Source organism: Methylomonas sp. PHL2-19, from assembly GCF_059331595.1.
In genome coordinates this window covers 20872-39227 of record NZ_CP196839.1, presented here as the reverse complement: position 1 = coordinate 39227, position 18356 = coordinate 20872, and the positions used below count along the sequence as shown (strand labels likewise).

General features: G+C 52.2%; 15 protein-coding genes. 12 read left to right on the top strand and 3 right to left on the bottom strand.

The genetic code is table 11. The features are described from left to right. Positions 1–2: 2 nt before the first annotated feature. Together ACR02O_RS00185 and dcd are read right to left on the bottom strand one after the other, a co-directional pair. Entirely contained in the window at positions 3–3218 is a 3216-nt protein-coding gene (locus tag ACR02O_RS00185; RefSeq protein WP_494522532.1) for a phosphorylase b kinase regulatory subunit alpha/beta, read from the bottom strand. Positions 3219–3260: 42 nt separating this feature from the next. Further along, a complete protein-coding gene (gene dcd, locus ACR02O_RS00180) occupies positions 3261–3827 on the bottom strand; it encodes a dCTP deaminase (RefSeq protein ID WP_062328840.1) in 567 nt (188 codons plus the stop codon). 299 nt (positions 3828–4126) lie between these two features. Here dcd and ACR02O_RS00175 point away from each other — a divergent pair, with 299 nt between their 5' ends. The 10 genes from ACR02O_RS00175 to phoR all read left to right on the top strand — a co-directional run bounded on the left by ACR02O_RS00175 (position 4127) and on the right by phoR (position 13497). Beyond that, complete coding sequence (locus ACR02O_RS00175; RefSeq protein ID WP_458138406.1) at positions 4127–4723, top strand: TetR/AcrR family transcriptional regulator; 597 nt, start codon at positions 4127–4129, stop codon at positions 4721–4723. 100 nt (positions 4724–4823) lie between these two features. Next, positions 4824–5573, top strand: a complete 750-nt coding sequence (locus ACR02O_RS00170; RefSeq protein WP_458138405.1) for an HNH endonuclease — start codon at positions 4824–4826, stop codon at positions 5571–5573. A 71-nt stretch (positions 5574–5644) separates the two neighbouring features. Beyond that, on the top strand, positions 5645–5869 hold the full coding sequence (locus tag ACR02O_RS00165; protein ID WP_458138404.1) for an addiction module protein: 225 nt from the start codon (positions 5645–5647) through the stop codon (positions 5867–5869). Next, positions 5866–6159 carry a type II toxin-antitoxin system RelE/ParE family toxin gene (locus tag ACR02O_RS00160; protein ID WP_171696662.1) on the top strand — a complete coding sequence of 98 codons (294 nt, stop codon included), beginning with the start codon at positions 5866–5868 and terminating at the stop codon, positions 6157–6159. Before ACR02O_RS00165 ends, ACR02O_RS00160 begins: the two co-directional genes overlap by 4 nt. A gap of 173 nt (positions 6160–6332) precedes the next feature. Next, on the top strand, positions 6333–6605 hold the full coding sequence (locus ACR02O_RS00155) for a DUF4242 domain-containing protein (RefSeq protein ID WP_171696661.1): 273 nt from the start codon (positions 6333–6335) through the stop codon (positions 6603–6605). Positions 6606–6748: 143 nt separating this feature from the next. After that, positions 6749–8062 carry a methanethiol oxidase gene (mtoX, locus tag ACR02O_RS00150; RefSeq protein ID WP_458138402.1) on the top strand — a complete coding sequence of 438 codons (1314 nt, stop codon included), beginning with the start codon at positions 6749–6751 and terminating at the stop codon, positions 8060–8062. Between the two features lie 475 nt (positions 8063–8537). Beyond that, a complete protein-coding gene (locus tag ACR02O_RS00145) occupies positions 8538–9020 on the top strand; it encodes a cupin domain-containing protein (protein ID WP_033155875.1) in 483 nt (160 codons plus the stop codon). Positions 9021–9427: 407 nt separating this feature from the next. Further along, on the top strand, positions 9428–11431 hold the full coding sequence (locus tag ACR02O_RS00140; RefSeq protein WP_494522531.1) for a cytochrome c peroxidase: 2004 nt from the start codon (positions 9428–9430) through the stop codon (positions 11429–11431). A 92-nt stretch (positions 11432–11523) separates the two neighbouring features. Then, entirely contained in the window at positions 11524–12216 is a 693-nt protein-coding gene (gene phoB, locus ACR02O_RS00135; RefSeq protein ID WP_171696657.1) for a phosphate regulon transcriptional regulator PhoB, read from the top strand. Positions 12217–12222: 6 nt separating this feature from the next. Beyond that, positions 12223–13497: a phosphate regulon sensor histidine kinase PhoR gene (gene phoR, locus ACR02O_RS00130; RefSeq protein ID WP_205453007.1), complete on the top strand. Its 1275-nt coding sequence runs from the start codon at positions 12223–12225 to the stop codon at positions 13495–13497. 18 nt (positions 13498–13515) lie between these two features. On the opposite strand, the gene ACR02O_RS00125 is transcribed toward phoR, so the two are convergent. Next, on the bottom strand, positions 13516–15657 hold the full coding sequence (locus ACR02O_RS00125; protein ID WP_415879789.1) for an MASE1 domain-containing protein: 2142 nt from the start codon (positions 15655–15657) through the stop codon (positions 13516–13518). Between the two features lie 165 nt (positions 15658–15822). On the opposite strand from ACR02O_RS00125, the gene ACR02O_RS00120 reads away from it, so the two are divergent. Beyond that, positions 15823–17229, top strand: a complete 1407-nt coding sequence (locus ACR02O_RS00120; RefSeq protein ID WP_494522530.1) for a cytochrome ubiquinol oxidase subunit I — start codon at positions 15823–15825, stop codon at positions 17227–17229. Next, entirely contained in the window at positions 17219–18310 is a 1092-nt protein-coding gene (gene cydB / locus ACR02O_RS00115) for a cytochrome d ubiquinol oxidase subunit II (protein WP_494522529.1), read from the top strand. The genes ACR02O_RS00120 and cydB overlap by 11 nt, the downstream gene beginning before the upstream one ends. Positions 18311–18356: the final 46 nt, after the last annotated feature.

Below are 18356 nucleotides of genomic sequence, written 5' to 3'. Positions count from 1 at the left end.
CCTCATGCGGTTGGGGTGGCGTTGTTGAGCAAGTGGATCAAGGCATCGAGTATCGCGTTGGCCAGCGCATGCGGCGGCAGTTGGTAAAACGCTTGCCAAGCCAGTGATACGCATTCTTCGTAATCGTCGCGGTAATGAGGATGCTGTTGTAGCCAGCTAATTCTGACCGCATGGCCGATCAAAATATCCGTGACCAAGGTGTCGTCAATGTACAGGTCGGGATAATCACGGACAATGGAGGCCAGCGCTCGCAGGGCTTCCACGCTCAATTGCCGATACACCGGCGCCTGAATTTTATTCAGAATATGGTTGATATGTAATCTAAAGCTTTGTTCGCCGGCGGTCATCTGTGCCAGCATGATCTCGCTGTCGATCCGGCGTTTGCTGTTGTATTTTTCGCCGACCATCAAACCCTTGCAGTGATGCAACAAGTCCCATACGCCAGCGAAGAAGGCTTCGTTTTCCCGGCCGACGCTGCCTTGCTGTTCACGCCAAGCGTACCAATCGTCGGCATCGCCGCGGTCTTTCGGATTCATCGACTCCGGAAAGCGCGCGGCGGTCAGATCGCGCTGCGGGCCTTCGCAATGCAAGGTTTCGACTTGTCCCAGCTGGTTTTCGCTGTTGTTGTAATCTTCCAGGGTTTCCTGCAACAGGTCCGCCACCTGATGTGGCGGCAGCGACAAAATATCGCTAAACGCCTGGTCCAGAGAGGTACTGCTCAGGCGTTTTTGTCTGGCAATGATCAATTGCAGAATGTGGCCGACGCGAATGGTGTGCATGTCGGCGAACAGTTCCGGCTTTAACTTGATCAGCATGCCCAGGTAGATGATCAACTCCTGGACGATGATTTGCTGACTACTGTCGTTGGGGTTAAAGGTGCGGATAGTGTCCAGGATTTGCCAGGAGTCGGTGGGGCGGCGCAAGGTGGCTTTGCCGCTGTAAGCGCGGCCCACGGTCAAACCATGCTGGCGCACCAGAATCTCGGTGGCGGCTTGTTCCAGGTTGATATCGTACTTGCCCAGTAAGCTGGCGCAACGCCGCACCACATACCAAGCGTGGCGGTCGCCGGCTCGGGCATAGACTTCTTCTAGCAAGTCGCGCACGTACCCTGGCTGGTTTTCGTCGTTGCGTAAGCCAGTGTCGTAATCAAGTCCGTGGCGTTGGCAGAGCAAGGTGAGGGCTTCAAGTTGCGCGTAGAGATTGGGATTATCTCGCAACTGCTTCACTAATTGGCCGTCGTCACCAATTTCCCACTCGGTCAACACGAAGCTATCCAGTGCTTGTGGCGCTTGGTCGTCGTGGGCCAGCAAATTAGCGAAAGGCCGTTCGACCTCTTCCCAACTCGCTTCCGAAAAGCTAAAGCCATGTAAGTTGCCGATTTTTTCGTGGCTGGCCGTTTGCACAAAATCAGTCAAGCGTCCCAGTTTCACCGGTGTGCCTTGCACATTACCTTGGCTGAGTTGCTCGATAAAACCCAACAATACTTGGCGGTCTTCGTTGCCGAGCATATTGTGCTTGATGTTGATGACCAACAAGGGCTGAGCGGGATTGTCCCAGTGGCGGATAATGTAGGCCAGTTCAGTGCGCAGCCGTTGAATCAGTAACTGGTTGTCCATGGCAATATAAAAACCTTTTTGGTTCATAAATTGCGGTAAAAACAATAAAGGCTCGCCCGCCAGCACGTAAAGCTTGGAGGTGGCTAGCGTGCGTAATTGTCTTAGGGGTCGGCCAGTGAGTCCAATGCGGTCGTTGCGCCCTACTTGGGTGTAAGCAGCGGCTAATTCGCTGGCGTCTCGCACTTGGATCGGCGCGATTTCAGTTAAAGTTTGTGAGGGAATGCCGCGCCCGCGCAATTCGTCTTGCACCTGTTCGTCTTCGGCCAGCAGGGCAATCTTCAGGGTGGAGTTCGGGTACAAGCGGGTGGCCTTGTAACGGCCCAGCGGGTCGATGTCGTCCAGGTCAATCAAACCGTCTTGCAACAGTCCACCCAAGATATACAAGCTTTGCGCCCAAACCAGCGGGACATTTTCATTGGGAATGCGCGTTTGGCTGTGCGGGTGGCGTTTTTCAGCGGCGATGGCGCTTTCCGGCACGATGTATAGTTCCGGCAACAGCCATTGGCCGTTCTGCTCCACCAGCAAGTCTTCCAGGCGGCGGCGGTAATCACCAACCCCTTCAGTATCGCCGGCAAACAGTTTATTTAGTAATAAGTAGCAGAAAAACAGCGGCCATTCGCATTCTATGTCCATGAATTGCTTTAATTCATTCGGTTCGTAATGCAGGCGCTGATGGTCTTCGATGACGGTTTGATGGCCGTCCAGCAGGAAGCGTTTACAACCGTAACGGCCTTGCAGTTTGTCGACAATCAAAGCCTCGGTGCGTTCGCGTAGCGCTTTATTGTCTACCGCGAAGGCCGGAAAGCCGGTCACACTCAGTACCGCTGAATCGACTTCCTTGGAGATGGATTCACGGGGCAGTAAGGCTTCCAGGGTAATGCGGGTGCGGGCGATGTCGTCGCTGATGACGTGAATAATCGCAGTTTGGCCGCCGTCTTTGCCGAATAGATTGCAGCCGGACATCGCTTCCAACGCCGCCTTGGCCATGCCGATCGAACTGGCATTCAATTCCGCCAGACCGTGATTCATCTTATTGCCGCGCTCCCAGATGCCGTAGTCTGGGGTGCGATAGGCCCGGCTGACGTAATGCACCAGGTTTTGCACGAAATTGACTTCGTCGATGCTGAACACAATCCGTAAGCCGGAGGCGGTCATTTGCGCCAGCATCAGCAAGAACAAGGAGGTCGCGTCCAGTTGCAAATGGCCCCATTCGCTATCGCCGACCACTACTTCGCCGCTGGTGGTTTTGTATTTGGCGTGCAGCGCATCCAGCGGGTCCTGGCTGTGTTTGAATTTTTCCACCTTTGCCGCTTGTCGCATCATCGCCGTCAACAGACCGCGCATCAGTTTGACGACGCTTTGTTCCAGTAAATAGGTGCGTTCCTGCTGGCCCTCCACTTTGCGGTACGCCAGCCCCAATCCCCAGGCTGCCAAAATGCTGTAGACATTGTCCCGCACCCAAGCGTCGGTGTAATTACCGTGGGTGGTGACGGCGGTACTGGCCGGTAGCAGGCCACTTATCCAATCCTGGCGTTTCAGGATAATGTCTTGAACTTGCTGATAATACTGGTCGAGCGTCTCGGTTTGACTGGTCGGCATCATGTATTTAATGGATTGTGAGGTGGCGTTTAAAGAATCGGGCACTCAAGCCTTGGGCAAGGTAACTCCGGTTTGGCCTTGATACTTGCCGCCGCGATCTCTATAAGAGGTTTCGCAGACTTCGTCGCCGCCGAAAAACAGCATTTGTGCGACGCCTTCGTTGGCGTAGATTTTTGCCGGCAGCGGGGTGGTGTTGGAAAACTCCAGCGTCACATGGCCTTCCCATTCCGGTTCCAGCGGGGTGACGTTGACGATGATGCCGCAACGGGCATAGGTCGATTTACCCAGACAGATGACCAGTACGTCGCGTGGAATCCGGAAAAACTCCACGGTGCGGGCCAGCGCAAACGAGTTGGGCGGAATAATGCAGACGTCGGATTTCACATCCACAAAGCTGCCTTCGTCAAAATCTTTCGGATCGACGATGGTGGAATTGATGTTGGTGAAGATTTTAAACTCGTTGGAGCAGCGCACGTCATAGCCGTAACTGGAAGTGCCATAGGAAATGATGCGGCCTTGCGCGGATTCACGGACTTGCCCGGCCTGAAACGGCTCTATCATGCCGTGTTGCTCGGACATGCGGCGTATCCATTTGTCTGATTTTATGCTCATGTTGCTGGTTGGGTAGGGAAAAATAACAGAGGCTTCAAAATAGCATATTAGGCGGGAAAAATCGCTAGTTGCCTTGCCGAAAGGCGCTAATTTGTTGAGGTTTGGCGGTTGCTGTGCTGGGTTATGGGGTAAGAAGCCGTATCAGCTAGGTCAGGTTGCTGCGAAAGCGGTTAATTGACAGGCTTAAATTGTCAGAGAGCACCGTCTCCCACCTCGACTTGTAAGGATCGAACGGTTATTTTTCTAAATTAGAAAAAACTTATTTACAAAATAAGACGACCGGTCGCATAATGCGGCCCATGGCGAAATTGGCACCCAAACAGATCAAAAAAGACAAACTCCTGGAGCAGGGCGTCAGCTTGCTGTTGGAAAAAGGCTACCACGCCACCGGTCTAAAAGAGATTCTGGACACGGTACAAATCCCGAAAGGCTCGTTTTACAGTTATTTCGGTAGCAAGGAACAGTTTGCCGCCGAGGCGATACACCACTACATCGAGCCGTTTATCCTGCGCTTGTCCGGGCATTTGCAAAACCCGGAAACGGACGGCTTGGCCGCCTTGAAAGCCTATTACACTGGCTTGATCGGCGAAGTCGCTATAAGTGGTTTCAAAGGCGGTTGCTTGCTGGGCAATCTGATGGGCGAGATTGGCGACACCAGTCCCTTATGCCGCGATGCTTTATTGGATGCCGTCGGTCGATACAGTGCCTTGCAGCAAGCGGCATTGGAACGCGGACAAAAGCAAGGTTCGGTGCGGCTGGATCGCTCGGCGAAAAGCATGGCGGATTTGATGCTTAACGGTTGGCAGGGCGCGTTGTTGCGGATGAAGGTCGAACAATCGGTGGAGCCTTTACAGGCGGTTTGTAGGGATTTGTTGGATGATTATTTTAGGGTTTGATGCTAGCTTGTTGCTTGGGGCAAAGTTATTTGTCGGGTTGTGACGAATGCCTAAGCCGGCCTAAGAGACCTCAGGTGATATTATAAGGATTGACAGGAATATGACTCGCAAGCGATTTATAGAATCTCAAGGAGCAACATGCGACAATTGGACCTGGAGTTGGTCATTCAAAAACGAATCCGAGAAATTCATAATATTTGGCGCTTGGGATGTCTTTGATGATGGGAACTTAACACTCATTTTTAGTGATGATTGGTCAATAAGTCGGAAAGGGAAAGGACAATCTGGATATTCCCAATCACGAGAGCATATACGGCTTATTGAAGAAGAAGGTTATCAGCTTAAAACTTTTCCAATGGAGTACATGGCGGCAGATGAAAACGATGAAGGAGCGCCCGCTAAAATTAAAGGCTTCACTCCGAAGCTCAGTGATAAAAAGTTAATTCGAATTGAAAACAGTTGGTATGCCTCTGACCAGTCGTATGGGGCGCGATTACCTGAAGAAGTAGACCCAAAAGAGGTTTTTAAAGAAGGTGCGTCTAAAACTGTAACTGTAAATCAATATGAGCGTAGTGCGTTGGCTAGAGCGAAGTGTTTAGAGCATCATGGGTATAAATGTGCTGTTTGTTCATTCGATTTTGAAAGTTTGTACGGTGAAATCGGAAAACAATATATTCATGTCCATCATATTACTACAATTTCAGAAATTGGGAGAGAATATGAGCTCAACCCAGTAAAAGATTTAATTCCAATATGTCCAAATTGTCATGCGATGAACCATATTACACGTCCTGCGTTGAGTGTAGGGCAATTAAAACAAATCATAAACAACAATAAAAATTGCACATAACGCGGTTGCTCAAAGGAACGCACCGTGCCTTTAGCGGTTTCAAAGTAAAAGTAACTTTTTGGTTTTTAATTATGAATATTCAATCGATTGAACAAGAAGTTTTGCATCTACCTGTTGAAGAAAGGGCTCGGCTTGCCGAGAAATTGCTTTCAAGCTTGGATGATTTGTCAGAACAAGAAATTGAAAAGCTCTGGCTTTTAGAAGCGCAACGTCGGGCAGCAGAGATTGATAACGGAACTGTCCAGCTTATTTCCGCTGAAGAAATGGAACAAAGAGTCCAAGCCATCTTGCAATGAAATATGCTTTTCACCCTGAAGCTGCGGATGAATATGCGGAAACCGTTGCCTACTATAAATCCTTGCGTACGGAACTAGGTATGCGCTTCGATAAGGCAATTAAATCGGTTATTGCTAGCGCTTGTGAATTGCCGGCACGCTACCGGTTAGAGCTCCCGCCAACCATACACAAAGGAAGAGTTCAGGGATTTCCTTACAATGTTATTTTTCGTGAAGTTGAAGACGGCATTCAGATTCTTGCTGTTGCGCATCATCGCCGTCGTCCGCTTTATTGGTTGGGGAGGGTTTAAATTGCACCAAATCACAGCCATAACTTAGCCCAAGGATGTGAGCGCATCGTTTTCGTCAGAAGTTCGATCAGACGCAGGCGCATTCATTATTGACTAAGCAATCCGCTGCCCAAGTAGGCAGCATTTTTTAACGCCGGAAAATTAGACGACCGGTCATTTATTAGGAGGTCATCATGCCCAAATACATCATCGAACGCGACATTCCCGGTGCCGGCCAACTGACACCAGCCGAGTTGCAAGGCATTTCCCAAAAATCCTGCGGTGTTTTGCGCGACATGGGGCCGCGCATCCAATGGCTGCACAGCTACGTGACCGGCGACAAAGTGTATTGCGTGTATATTGCCGACAGCGAACAAGCAATACGCGAACACGCCGAGCAAGGCGGGTTTCCGGCCAATCGCATCGAACAAATTACCACCATTATCGACCCGACCACGGGCGATTGATACACCACCAATTTATGGTTCCCACGCTCCGGCGTTGGAACCGAGCCAGGGACGCTCCGGCGTCCCGAACCGCTAGAGCGGTTCAACATGCATTCCAACGCTGGAGCGTGGGAACGATAACAACAACCAGGGGAGAGAACATCATGACATTCAAACTAAGCACTTTTACCGCCGCACTAATGCTCGGCACCGCCAGCCTGTCGGCCAGCGCCGACGAAACCTGCGCATCGCCGTATATGGCGAAAATCACCGGCCAGGAAGATTTTGTCTACATCTGGACCTTGGGCGCAGAAGGCGTCGGCGACGAGCAGGACAAGCTGGTCACCGTCGACGTCAATCCGAAATCCAAACAATACGGCAAGGTGATCGGCAGCCTGTCGGTCGGTGGTCGCAACGAAGCCCACCATTCCGACTTTACCGACGACCGGAAATTTCTGTGGGCCGGTGGTTTGGATACCAACAAGATTTTCATCTTCGACGTCGCGACCGATCCGGCCAAGCCTAAGCTGAGCAAAACCATCACCGATTTCGTCGCCAAAAGTGGCGGTGTTGTCGGTCCGCATAGCTTGTACGCCTTGCCGGGGCGGATGATCATCACCGGCCTGTCCAATAACAAAGACCACGGCGGCCGCACCGCGATTGTGGAATACAGCAACGCCGGCGATTACATCGCCACCTACTGGCTGCCGACCGACAGCAACCTGGAAGGTGCGATCAAATCCGGCAAATACGCCGACGGCTACAACTACGACGTGCGGGTATTGCCGCGCAAGAACCTGATGCTGACCTCGTCATTCACCGGCTGGTCGAACTACATGATGGACTTCGGCAAAATGCTGGCCGACCCGGAAGCTATGAAACGCTTCGGCAATACGGTGGTGCAATGGGATTTACATAGCCGTCAACCCAAGAAAGTCTTCGACGTTCCCGGTGCGCCCTTGGAAATTCGTTGCGCCTGGGCGGAAGAGCATAACTACTGCTTCACCAGCACCGCGTTGACTTCAAAAATCTGGCTGATTCATCAAGACGACAAAGGCGAATGGCAAGCCAAGGATGTTGCCGACATCGGCGAACCGGCCAAAATCCCGCTGCCGGTGGACATCTCGATCTCCAGCGACGACAAAACCCTGTGGGTTAACACCTTCATGGACGGCATGACCCGCCGCTTCGACATCAGCGATCCTTTCCACCCCAAACAAGTGTTCGAGCAAAAAATCGGCGCGCAAGTGAATATGGTGTCCTCCAGCTGGGACGGCAAGCGCTTGTATTACACTTCGTCGCTGTTGGCGAACTGGGACAAGAAGGGCGCGGATAACGAGCAATTCTTCAAGGCCTATGGCTGGGATGGTAGCAAGTTGACCGAGCAGTTCTCGATTGATTTTACAAAAGAGAAATTGGGTAGGGCGCATCAAATGCGGTTTGGGGCGTATGCTTTGTATGGTGGTTCGCCTAAATAGATTTGTTGTTCAGGATAGCTTCCGGATGTGTCGTATTTGTGTCGCTGTCGCGACGGGGTGTTTGGATGTCGGGTCTCGGCCCGACAGCCGAGTAACTTTTCTTTGTTTGGCCAAAGAAAAGTCACCAAAAGAAACGCCACCCGGATGCCGCTTATTCCCTGCGCGCCGAAGCTTTTATCGAGGGTCGGCAGAAGGGGCTTCCCAGCCCCTCCGCCGACGCAGCGCATCCATGCGCTGCCCCTTCGGGCTGATCTCGATAAAAGCTTCGGTGCTCGGCGCGGCATACGGGGGGAACCCCATGCCAAATCCGACGGCTTATTATTTACGAAGTGTTTTGTAGGGCGCATTAGCGATAGCGTAATGCGCCGAATGATTTAAAGCCAACATACGGCGCAATACGGCTACGCCTATTGACGCCCTACATTCGCCCTAATCAGAGCTATGAGCTTAACAATATAGAAAATGGAGAAACCAGATGAGATTTTATTTGATAGCTTTAATACTTATTTCTTTCGCGGATTTCGCACTAGCTCAGGACAAAATTGAACGGATGAGCGCCGTTACCACGGAATCTTTTGTTCCGGATACAGTTAAGTGGAATGACGAACCGATACTCCCTAAAGGTGCCAAAAGCGCCATTGTATTAGGGGACCCAAACAAAGCGGGAGTTTTTATCGCTCTGCTGAAATTTCCAGCCAATTATCCAATCCCACCGCACATACACCCGTTCACAGAGGTAATTACCGTTCTCCGTGGCAAATTAGGCAATGGCATGGGTGAAACATTTGACACCAAAAAAGGTGAGATTCTGAATGTAGGTTCAGGCTTTGTATTGCCGGCCGGACACACTCATTATGTGTGGACCACTGATGAGGAAACAATCGTCGAATTAATCGCTACTGGGCCATGGGGTATTACTTATACGAATTCGGCCGATGATCCGCGCAAGAATAAGTAGCAAGTAGCCTCGATGAAACGTAGTGGAATCGAGGATAATCGAAGTTATCTTCTCCTCGATTCCGTTTCACTGCATCGCGGCTACATTTTTTATAAAAACAAAGTTTCTTTCAAATGCCGGGATGGTTTTCCTCCCGTATGCCGCGCCGAGCACCGGAGCTTTTGGACGGACCAGCCCGCAGGGGCGATGCATGGATGCATCGCGTTGCAGAAGGGGCAGGAGGCCCCTTTCGGCAACCCCGTTCAAAAGCTTCGGTGCGCAGGATCAAAGCGGCATCCGGGTCGCCTTTTCTTTGGGTACTTTCTTTTGGCGATGCAAAAGAAAGTACCTCGGTTGTCGGGCCGAGACCCGACATTGAATCAAGCTGTCGCGTCAGCGACACCAAATCCCAAGAGCAAGCAGCAACCATGAAACTCCTTGACCGCCCCAGTATACTTTTTCTGAAAGCCGACGCTGGAGCGTCCGCCGCGGCATTCCCGCGCTGGAGCATGGGAACGATAGGATTCGCTGCTCTCTGTTTACTGGCAAACGCAATCGTTCTCGCCGAAGAACAAAATCAAAAGCCCTTAGCCCCCGGCCACACAGCACTCCCTTTTGAACCCGCAAAACCCGGCACCTACACCCTACCAGTAATCACCCAAGCCACCAACGGCGAAGTCCTAACCACCAACAACCAACCCAAAAAACTCCACGACTTAATGGGCGACAAACTGGTACTGCTAAGTTTCATCTACGCCGCCTGCAGCGACGTCAACGGCTGCCCGCTGGCGACCCAGGTGTTGCACAAAATCAGCCGGCAATTACAGAAACAACCGGAATTGGCCGACAAACTCAGATTAATAACGCTCAGTTTCAACCCCACGCAAGACACCCCGGAAATGATGCGCCATTACGGCGAGGGATTTAAAACCGGTAATTTCGATTGGCAATTTCTGACTACTAAAGACGAAGCCAAATTGCAGCCCATCCTCGACGGTTACCAGCAAAACGTGCAAAAGATTTATGACGACAAAGGCCAGTTTACCGGCACGTTTTCGCATTTGTTGCGGGTGTATTTGATCGATAAAGACAAGAACGTTCGCAATATTTATAGCGTGGATTTTCTGCATGCCGACACGCTGATCAACGATGTAAAGACCTTACTGGCTGATGCCAAGCCGCAAGTCGCCGCAGTGCAAGCAGTCAAGCCCGAAATGTTGTTCCAGCCCGGCGACAATAAACAAAACTATCAGCAAGCCGATTACCAAACCCGCTCCCTGGCACTGGAACAGCGCCGGGGGCAGCCGGCAAAGTTGATCGACTTTGCGCTAAAGCCGCCACTCGGCTTGCCGAAATTACCGGTGCCCAAAGACAACCCGCTCACGCCTGCCAAGATCGCGTTGGGTCGCAAGCTGTTCTTCGACCGGCGGCTCTCCCTGAACAATACCTTTTCCTGTGCCATCTGCCACATCCCGGAACAAGGTTTTAGTAATAACGAAATGACCACGGCGGTGGGTATTGAAGGGCGTAGTGTGCGGCGTAATAGTCCGTCTTTGTATAACGTCGGCTATGCGCAATTGCTGTTTCACGACGGCCGCGAAAACAGTCTGGAGCAACAAGCCTGGGGGCCGTTGTTGGCGCACAACGAGATGGCGAATCCGTCGATTGGTTATGTGGTGGATAAACTGAAAGCCAGCGCCGATTATCGCGGGCTGTTTGAAAAAGCCTTTAACAAAGGGCCGACCATGGAAACCATCGGTCAGGCCTTGGCTAGTTATCAGCGCACGTTAAATGCCGCCGATTCGCCATTCGACCGCTGGTATTTTGGGAAACAAAAAGCGGCGATTAGCGAGGCGGCGCAAAGGGGGTTTGCTTTGTTTACCGGTAAAGCCGCTTGCAGCAGTTGTCACGTGATTGGCGACAAGTCTGCCTTGTTTACCGATCAAAAACGCCATAACACCGGTATTGGCTATGCCGAATCCATGCAAAAGTCGCCGGAAAATCAACGGGTGCAAGTGGCGCCGGGCGTGTTTGTGGATGTGAATAGCGAGTATCTGAAAGGTGTAAATACCGAGAAGCCCGGCGATTTGGGCTATTACGAGATCAGCCAAAATCCCGCCGACCGCTGGGCTTACAAAACCCCATCGCTGCGTAACGTCGCGCTCAGCGCGCCTTATATGCATAACGGTTCCTTGCCTAGTCTGGCGGAGGTGGTGAAGTTTTATAATCAAGGCGGCGTAGCCAACGAAAATTTGTCGCCCTTGCTCAAGCCGCTGGGCTTGTCTGATCGGGAAATCGCCGATCTTGTAGCGTTTCTGGAAGCGCTGAGCGGCGGCAATATAAGTACTTTAGTGTCGGACGCCTTTGCCGCGCCGGTTGGCGATAGTGGCGTGACGGCGCGGCCGATGCCGGCCCCTGGCAAGGGACGGTAGCTCGGGGATTGGCCGGCTTTTTTTGTCACAAAACGGTAATATAGCGCTGCTAAATTAGCCTAATCCTTGGACCCTTTAGACTAAACATGCTTATGTCGAACTTGAAAATCCTGGTCGTGGAAGACGAAGAAGCGATCAGGGAGATGCTGGTCATGGTGCTGGAACAGGCCAATCTGACGGTGATCGCCGTTGGTAGTGCCGAGCAGGCCAGGGAAAGTTTGGCCGATAATATGGTGGATTTAATTATCCTGGACTGGATGCTGCCGGGCATCAGCGGCGTGGAATTGGCCCGGCGCTTGAAAAACGAGCCGGGTTACAAGGAATTGCCTATTATTTTGCTCACCGCGCGCGGCGAGGAAGAAGACAAGATTCGCGGTTTGGAAATTGGTGCCGACGATTATGTGACCAAGCCTTTTTCGCCGAAAGAACTGATCGCCCGGATCAAGGCCGTGATGCGCCGCAGCGGGAAGTTGTCGGAATCCGGACAGCTCAGCGTCGGCGATCTCACTTTGGATGCCGAGCAACACAAACTGACTATTGCCGGCCGCAGTCTGGAAGTCAGTCCTACCGAGTTTAGATTGATGCAGTTTTTTATGACCAATCCCGACAAGGTCTACAGTCGAACCCATTTGCTGGATCAGGTCTGGGGGCGTAGCGTGTACATAGAGGAGCGTACCGTGGATGTGCATATTCGCCGCTTGCGCAAAATTCTGGCCGAATATGGCCGCGAGGAACTGATCCAGACCGTGCGCGGTTTTGGTTACCGTTTTTCGATGGCAAACTGATTATTCATGCAGCGTTGGCAGCGGGAAATAAATATTGCTATTGCTTTACTGATACCGGCTTTACTGCTGAGTTTTTTTGTCGGGCACCTCAGCTATTTCTTATGGGCAATCACCCTTTTTCTCTATATTAAGCAATCGATCAACGTGAGCCGCCTGGAGCGTTGGTTAAGCCAGGGCGGCCGCGGAGAGCGCCCCGATTTTAAAGGGATCTGGGGCGACATCTACTACCACTTTTATAAAATTCGCAAAAGCCAAAAACGCCAGAAGAAGAAGTTGGGCAAAATGCTGGATGGGTTTCGCAAATCGACCAGCGCCTTGCCTGATGCCATTGTGGTGCTAGGCAGCTATGGCGAAATCGAGTGGAGCAACAAAGTGGCCTATGACTATCTGGGCCTGAAGCGTTCCGATAACGGGCAGCGGATTCCTAACTTGGTGCGGCACCCGCTGTTTATTCAGTACCTGAAGGATCAGGATTACCACAACAAGGTTTGTATTCCCTCGCCTATCAACGAAAACATGATTTTGCAAATCGGTATCTTCCCTTACGGTGCCGGCTTACGTTTGTTGATGGCGCAGGATGTCACCCATCTAAAGAACATCGAACGGATGCGTACCGACTTTGTGGCCAATGTCTCGCACGAATTACGCACGCCGATTACCGTGTTGCGTGGTTATCTGGAGACCTTGCAGGAACTTGACGACGGTAGCAGTCCTTACACCCGCTCATTCCAAAACATGGCGGCACAGACCGAGCGCATGCAAGCCTTGATCGATGATTTACTGCTGCTGGCGCGCCTGGAGAGCAAAACCAAGAAATTCGAATGCGTGAATATTCCTGATCTGCTCGTGCAGGTTTGCCAGGAAAGCGATTTGTTGGAAAAGGATGAGCGCCGGGTCGAGCTGGTGTTGGATAGCCGAGCCAATGTGCGTGGCGATATGGAGGAGTTGCGTAGCGCTTTCAGCAATCTGTTGGTCAATGCCATGAAATATTCGCAGCCTAGCTCACCGGTTAAAGTGAGTTGGCGGGGCAAGCCCGACGGCAGCGTTTATTTTGAAGTGGAAGATTTTGGCGACGGGATCTCCAGTGTGGATATTCCCCGAATTACCGAACGCTTCTACCGCGCGGAAGTGAAACGCAATCAAAAAATCCCAGGCACCGGTTTGGGATTGGCCATCGTCAAGCATGTGTTGGTCAGGCACGATGCCAAGCTGGACATTGAAAGCCAACTGGGCAGAGGCAGTAAATTCCGCTGCGTGTTTCCGCGGCAGCGCCTGTGTTGAGGCTTGGCTGAATCGCGGTTAAAACGCGGTCGGCGGATTGGCGAAACGGTAAGTTTGTGAGGCGGCTTTTTTGGCGGCATTCATAGCGGCTTGTTTCAGCGCTTCGGTATTGTCGGCATGGTCAGGGCAGATGGCGATACCGATACGGCAATTGAGTTGGGCTGTGTCGTGTTCCAGCGTAAACGGTTCGGCGAGTTTTTCGATAATTAATTGCGCGACGCGCTCAGTGCTGTCGGTTTTTTCCAGCTCGGCAAGGATGACCGCAAATTCCGCACCATCCATTCGCGCCACCAAATCGGTTTCCCGCACATTCGCTAGTACGCGCTGCGCGGCTTCCTGCAAAATGCTGTCGCCTTGCGCATAACCAAAGCGTTCGTTAATGTCTTTGAAGTGCTCGATGTCCACCACCAGCAATGCCAAAAACCAGCCGCCGCGCTGCGCTTTTTTAATGTCTTGCTCCAGTCTGTCGTAAAACAGGCGGCGATTGCCAACACCCGTGAGCGGATCTAAATTAACCTGTTTCCACAGTTGTTCTTCACCGAGCTTACGCTGGGTGATGTCGAAAAACAGGCCAATACGCTTTAGCGGTAGTCCGTTGCGGTCGAAAATGGTGTTGATGTTGAGCTGCTCGACATAAAGTTCGCCGTTTTTACGTCGATTCCAGATTTCGCCCTGCCATTTCCCTTTGCTATTGATGATTTGCCACATGGATTGGAAAAAGCTATCGTCATGCCGGCCGGAGCCCAGAATCCGGGCGTTCTTGCCGATTATTTCTTCGGCGGAGTAACCGGTAATGCGACTGAATGCCGGGTTAATCGAGACGATGGTGGCATCCGCTTCGGTGATCATCATCGCTTCGCTGCAATTTTGGTAAAACAACATACCTAGTTGCCGATCTTCTTCAGCCAATTTGTGTGCCGTGATGTCTTGCAGAATACCGGTCATGCGCGGGCTATTGCCGATTTGGTGGCAACCGGAGCCGCGAATCCAGCGGATTGCGCCGTCGATGCGGCGAATTCGGCATTCGAAATTCCAATTGCTGTGTTGGGTGCAGGCAGTTTGGAAACCGGCATTGACCATATCCCGATGTTCCGGTGTGACATGGCCGAGAAATGTATGATAGGTCCAATGCGGCAGCAGTTGGCTGTAGCCGAAAATTTGATCGTGTATGGCCGTGCGTTGTACCGAATAATCTTGCAAATCCAGATCCCAGGCGCCGGTATCGATGGTTTCCAATGCAAAACTCAAGCGGGCTTCACTTTGTTGCAAGGCCTGGTTGATTTGTTGTTGATGGAATAAAGTCAGGGCCAACGGTATGCCCACGCTAGCCAGGATGAACAGGTAAAACCAGATGTTTAGCAGGCCGCTTTGCAGGTGTGTGGTGGCGAATGCGCCCAACTGATGTTGCAATCCCCACAGGGATTGAATGGCGGTCATGGTCACCAAAAGCAGCACGCCGTGACGGCCGAATCTGACAGCCGCCCAAACCACAAACAGGAAGGCCCAATAAGTTTCGCCGTAAGCGTTCAGCAGGTTGGGAAACCAGCTTAAAAACACCGCCTGGCCGCTCAAAAAACTCGTTGCTATGAAGGCCAGCGTTTCCAGTAAGCGTTTGGGGGCGAACCAGTCTTTCGGCCAGTGTCGCCAGATCAGAATTAAAGGCGTGACCAAGGCGATTCCCAATACATCGGCCATCCACCAGTGCCGCATACTGGGCAGCAGGGCTTCGGCAGGCAGATACTTGCTTAAAAACAAGGTCATGGGGCCGATCAGTGCGCTGAAACAGGCGGCGATGATGCCTGTCAAAGTCAGCCAGGCAAAATCCCGCGGGTGCCGTAGCGATAGCGAAAAGCCTGGGTTGCCGAGCAGTAGCCAGGCGCCAAGCCAGGATTCCAGGATATTGCCGGTAGCGATGCAGGCGGAGATTAACCAGGAGTCGCCGACCAGCATGCCGGCCAGAAACGCGCCGATGAATACGCCCGGCCAATAGCGCTTGCCGCCCAACAGAAAAGTGGCCATTCCCAGGCCGGCTGGAAACCAAACCAGCGTGACATTGCCGTTGTCGGAAAAAAAAGCCAATACCAGTTTGGCCAGCATGGCGTAGAGCAGGGCTATAGCGACTATTTTCAGTCCAACGATGTGGCGCGGAGTAAAGCCCATGAGGTTTTGGAATGTGTGCTTGTAAGTTGAAAAGTGTATATCAGTCGTCTGTATTCTCCAGTTTTTCACGCGGGTTTTAATGCGAATCGGTCGAGAAAAATCGCAGACAAACAAGCGGATAACTCTATAATTGCCCGCATTTTTGAGCTTGACCGAGGAGTGGGGATGATTTCCGAAACGGTTGTTGAGTTATCGCGGGCGCAGTTTGCGCTGCATGCGGTGCAATATTTTCTATTCGTACCTTTGACGCTGGGTTTATCGCTCTTGTTGGCGGCTATGGAATCCTGGTTTGTACTCAGCGGGCAGGGCGTTTATCAACGTATCACCCAGTTCTGGGGCAAGTTGTTCGCGATTGGTTTTGGCTTGAATATGGCTTCTTCTTTGGTGATGGCGAGTCAATTCGGCACTCATTGGGCGTATTTTGCGCATTATGTCGGCGATGTGTTTGCCTTGCCTTTATTGTTGGGGTTTGCCGGTTTGTTTATAGCTGCCAACGGCCTGGGCTGGTTTTTATTTGGCTGGCAGCGCCTGGGTAAAGGCACACATCTGGCGGTGACTTGGCTAATCGCGATTGGCTGTCACTTGAGTTTTTTCGGCTTTCTGATCGCCAGCGGCTGGATGCAAAATCCCGTGGGTGCGGAATTGAACACCCAAACGCTGCGCCTGGAGTTGCTCGATGTATCGTTGGTGTTGAGCAATCCGCTGGCTTGGGCGAAATTTGTGCATAGTTTGCTGGCCGGTTATGTGGTGGCGGCTGGTTTTGTGTTGGCTATCAGTGCTTACTATTTACTGAAGCAGCGCGAAACCGAATTGGCGCAATGTTCTTACCGCATGGCGGCCGCTTTGGGTTTGGCGAGTGTGATCGCTACGATGGCGATAGGCGATGCCAGTGTTTATGGCGCCGGCGCGATGCAGCATAACAAGTTGGCGGCCATTAACGGTCTGCCCAATGATGCGACTTTGGCACAAAATCGCCAGCGCATAGGCAATGGCATAAAAGCTTACGCGCTGCTGCAAGAATTGCGCGACGACAAAAAAGAGTCGGAACTGTTGGCGGCGTTTGCCGCCGCCAAAGTGGATTTGGGTTATGGCTTATTGCTGAAGCGTTGGCGGGAGAGCGTGACCGATGCCAGTCCGGCGCAGATAGAACAAGCCGTCAGCGCGAGCGTGCCGGCTGGCGGACGTTTGTATTGGGGATATAAATTGATGATTGCCGCCGGCGCCTTGCTGGCGCTGCTGTTTGTAGCGGCAAACGCGGTCAATATCGTCGGTTGGCGGCATGCCTGGTTGTTCAAGGCCAGTGTTTATGCCTTGCCGTTGCCGTGGTTGGCGAGTGCCAGCGGCTGGTTTATCTCGGAGTTCGGCCGGCAGCCTTGGCTGGTGGCCGATATGCTGCCCATCTGGCACGGGGTATCCACATTGGCTGTCGCCGATCTGGCAGTCAGTCTGGCGGCTTACGGTTTGACCTATGCCGGCCTGCTGGCGTTGGCAGTCATGTTAACTTTAAAGTTTATCGGGCAGGGCAGCGCCACCGCGTTGCCGATTAACCAGGAGCCGAGTTATGTTGCTTGATTATGAAATGCTGCGCTTGATCTGTTGGGGCGTGTTGGGCTTGTTCGTGATCGGTTTTGTGCTGAGCAGCGGTATCGAGATCGGCGTCAGCCTGTTGTTACCCTTTTTGCATATTTCCGAAGCGCAGCGCGCCGAGCTGGTCGACAGGTTGGCACCAACCAGCGCCGGGAATCAAGTCTGGCTATTGGTAACTATCGGAGTCTTGTTTGTCGGTTGGCCGACAGTGTATGCGGCGACGTTTGCCAGCTTTCAACCTTTGCTATTGTTGATGGTGTTATCGCTATTCGTGCGGCCTTTGGGCTGGTATTTCAGAGCTAGCGTGACGCGCGAGGATAGTCTGAAAAAATGGGATAAAGCCTTGTTTATCAGTGGCTTGTTGCCGGCGGCGCTGTTGGGGGTGATGGCCGGCAATCTGTTGAAAGGCGTGCCGTTTCATTTAGCCAGTGATATGCACATTGCTTTTCTGGGCAGTTTTTCCGGGCTGTTCAGTCCGTTTGCGTCCTTGATTGGCGCTACCTGCGTAGCCTTATTGGCAGTGCATGGCGCGATTTACCTGCAAACGCATAGCCAAGACGAGCTGTACCAGCGGAGCAAGGCGCTGGTCATGTCCAGCGGTCTGGCGTTTTTGGTGTTGTTTGCGTTGGCCGGCGGTTGGATTACTCATTTGGAGGGTTATCACGTCAGCACCGAGATTATGCCGAATGGGGTTTCCAACCCATTGACCAAATTTGTGAAACGCGGCGACGGTTTGTGGCTGGACAATTACGAGCACGAACCGGCCTTATGGGCCTTGCCTGCTTTGGCCTTTGTCTGCGGGATAGCCGCGTTGGTGTTGTCCCGTCTGGATAGAGCGTATTGGGCGTTGCTGGCTAGTGCCGTGATGGTGGTGATGGTGATTTTAACCATGGGAGTATCCTTGTTTCCGTTCTTGGCGCCGTCCAATATCTCTTTAAATAGTTCTTTGACTATTTGGGATGCCAGCGCCAGTCTGACGACCTTGAGCGCGCTGCTGTGCCTGACGGGAGTAATGCTGCCGCTGATGGCGATTGCCACGCGCGGCCTTTATAAAATATTACCTTGAGTGCGGCTAGGGGTGTTTCGGAGGCAATGCATGCATCGAGACTTCC

Coding starts and splice junctions, on each gene's coding strand:
- ACR02O_RS00155 (WP_171696661.1), top strand. CDS start 6,333: ATGCCCAAATACATCATCGAACGCGACATTCCCGGTGCCGGCCAACTG.
- ACR02O_RS00160 (WP_171696662.1), top strand. CDS start 5,866: ATGAAATATGCTTTTCACCCTGAAGCTGCGGATGAATATGCGGAAACC.
- ACR02O_RS00170 (WP_458138405.1), top strand. CDS start 4,824: ATGACTCGCAAGCGATTTATAGAATCTCAAGGAGCAACATGCGACAAT.
- ACR02O_RS00165 (WP_458138404.1), top strand. CDS start 5,645: ATGAATATTCAATCGATTGAACAAGAAGTTTTGCATCTACCTGTTGAA.
- ACR02O_RS00175 (WP_458138406.1), top strand. CDS start 4,127: ATGGCGAAATTGGCACCCAAACAGATCAAAAAAGACAAACTCCTGGAG.
- phoB (WP_171696657.1), top strand. CDS start 11,524: ATGTCGAACTTGAAAATCCTGGTCGTGGAAGACGAAGAAGCGATCAGG.
- dcd (WP_062328840.1), bottom strand. CDS start 3,827: ATGAGCATAAAATCAGACAAATGGATACGCCGCATGTCCGAGCAACAC.
- phoR (WP_205453007.1), top strand. CDS start 12,223: ATGCAGCGTTGGCAGCGGGAAATAAATATTGCTATTGCTTTACTGATA.
- ACR02O_RS00185 (WP_494522532.1), bottom strand. CDS start 3,218: ATGATGCCGACCAGTCAAACCGAGACGCTCGACCAGTATTATCAGCAA.
- ACR02O_RS00140 (WP_494522531.1), top strand. CDS start 9,428: ATGAAACTCCTTGACCGCCCCAGTATACTTTTTCTGAAAGCCGACGCT.
- cydB (WP_494522529.1), top strand. CDS start 17,219: ATGTTGCTTGATTATGAAATGCTGCGCTTGATCTGTTGGGGCGTGTTG.
- mtoX (WP_458138402.1), top strand. CDS start 6,749: ATGACATTCAAACTAAGCACTTTTACCGCCGCACTAATGCTCGGCACC.
- ACR02O_RS00145 (WP_033155875.1), top strand. CDS start 8,538: ATGAGATTTTATTTGATAGCTTTAATACTTATTTCTTTCGCGGATTTC.
- ACR02O_RS00125 (WP_415879789.1), bottom strand. CDS start 15,657: ATGGGCTTTACTCCGCGCCACATCGTTGGACTGAAAATAGTCGCTATA.
- ACR02O_RS00120 (WP_494522530.1), top strand. CDS start 15,823: ATGATTTCCGAAACGGTTGTTGAGTTATCGCGGGCGCAGTTTGCGCTG.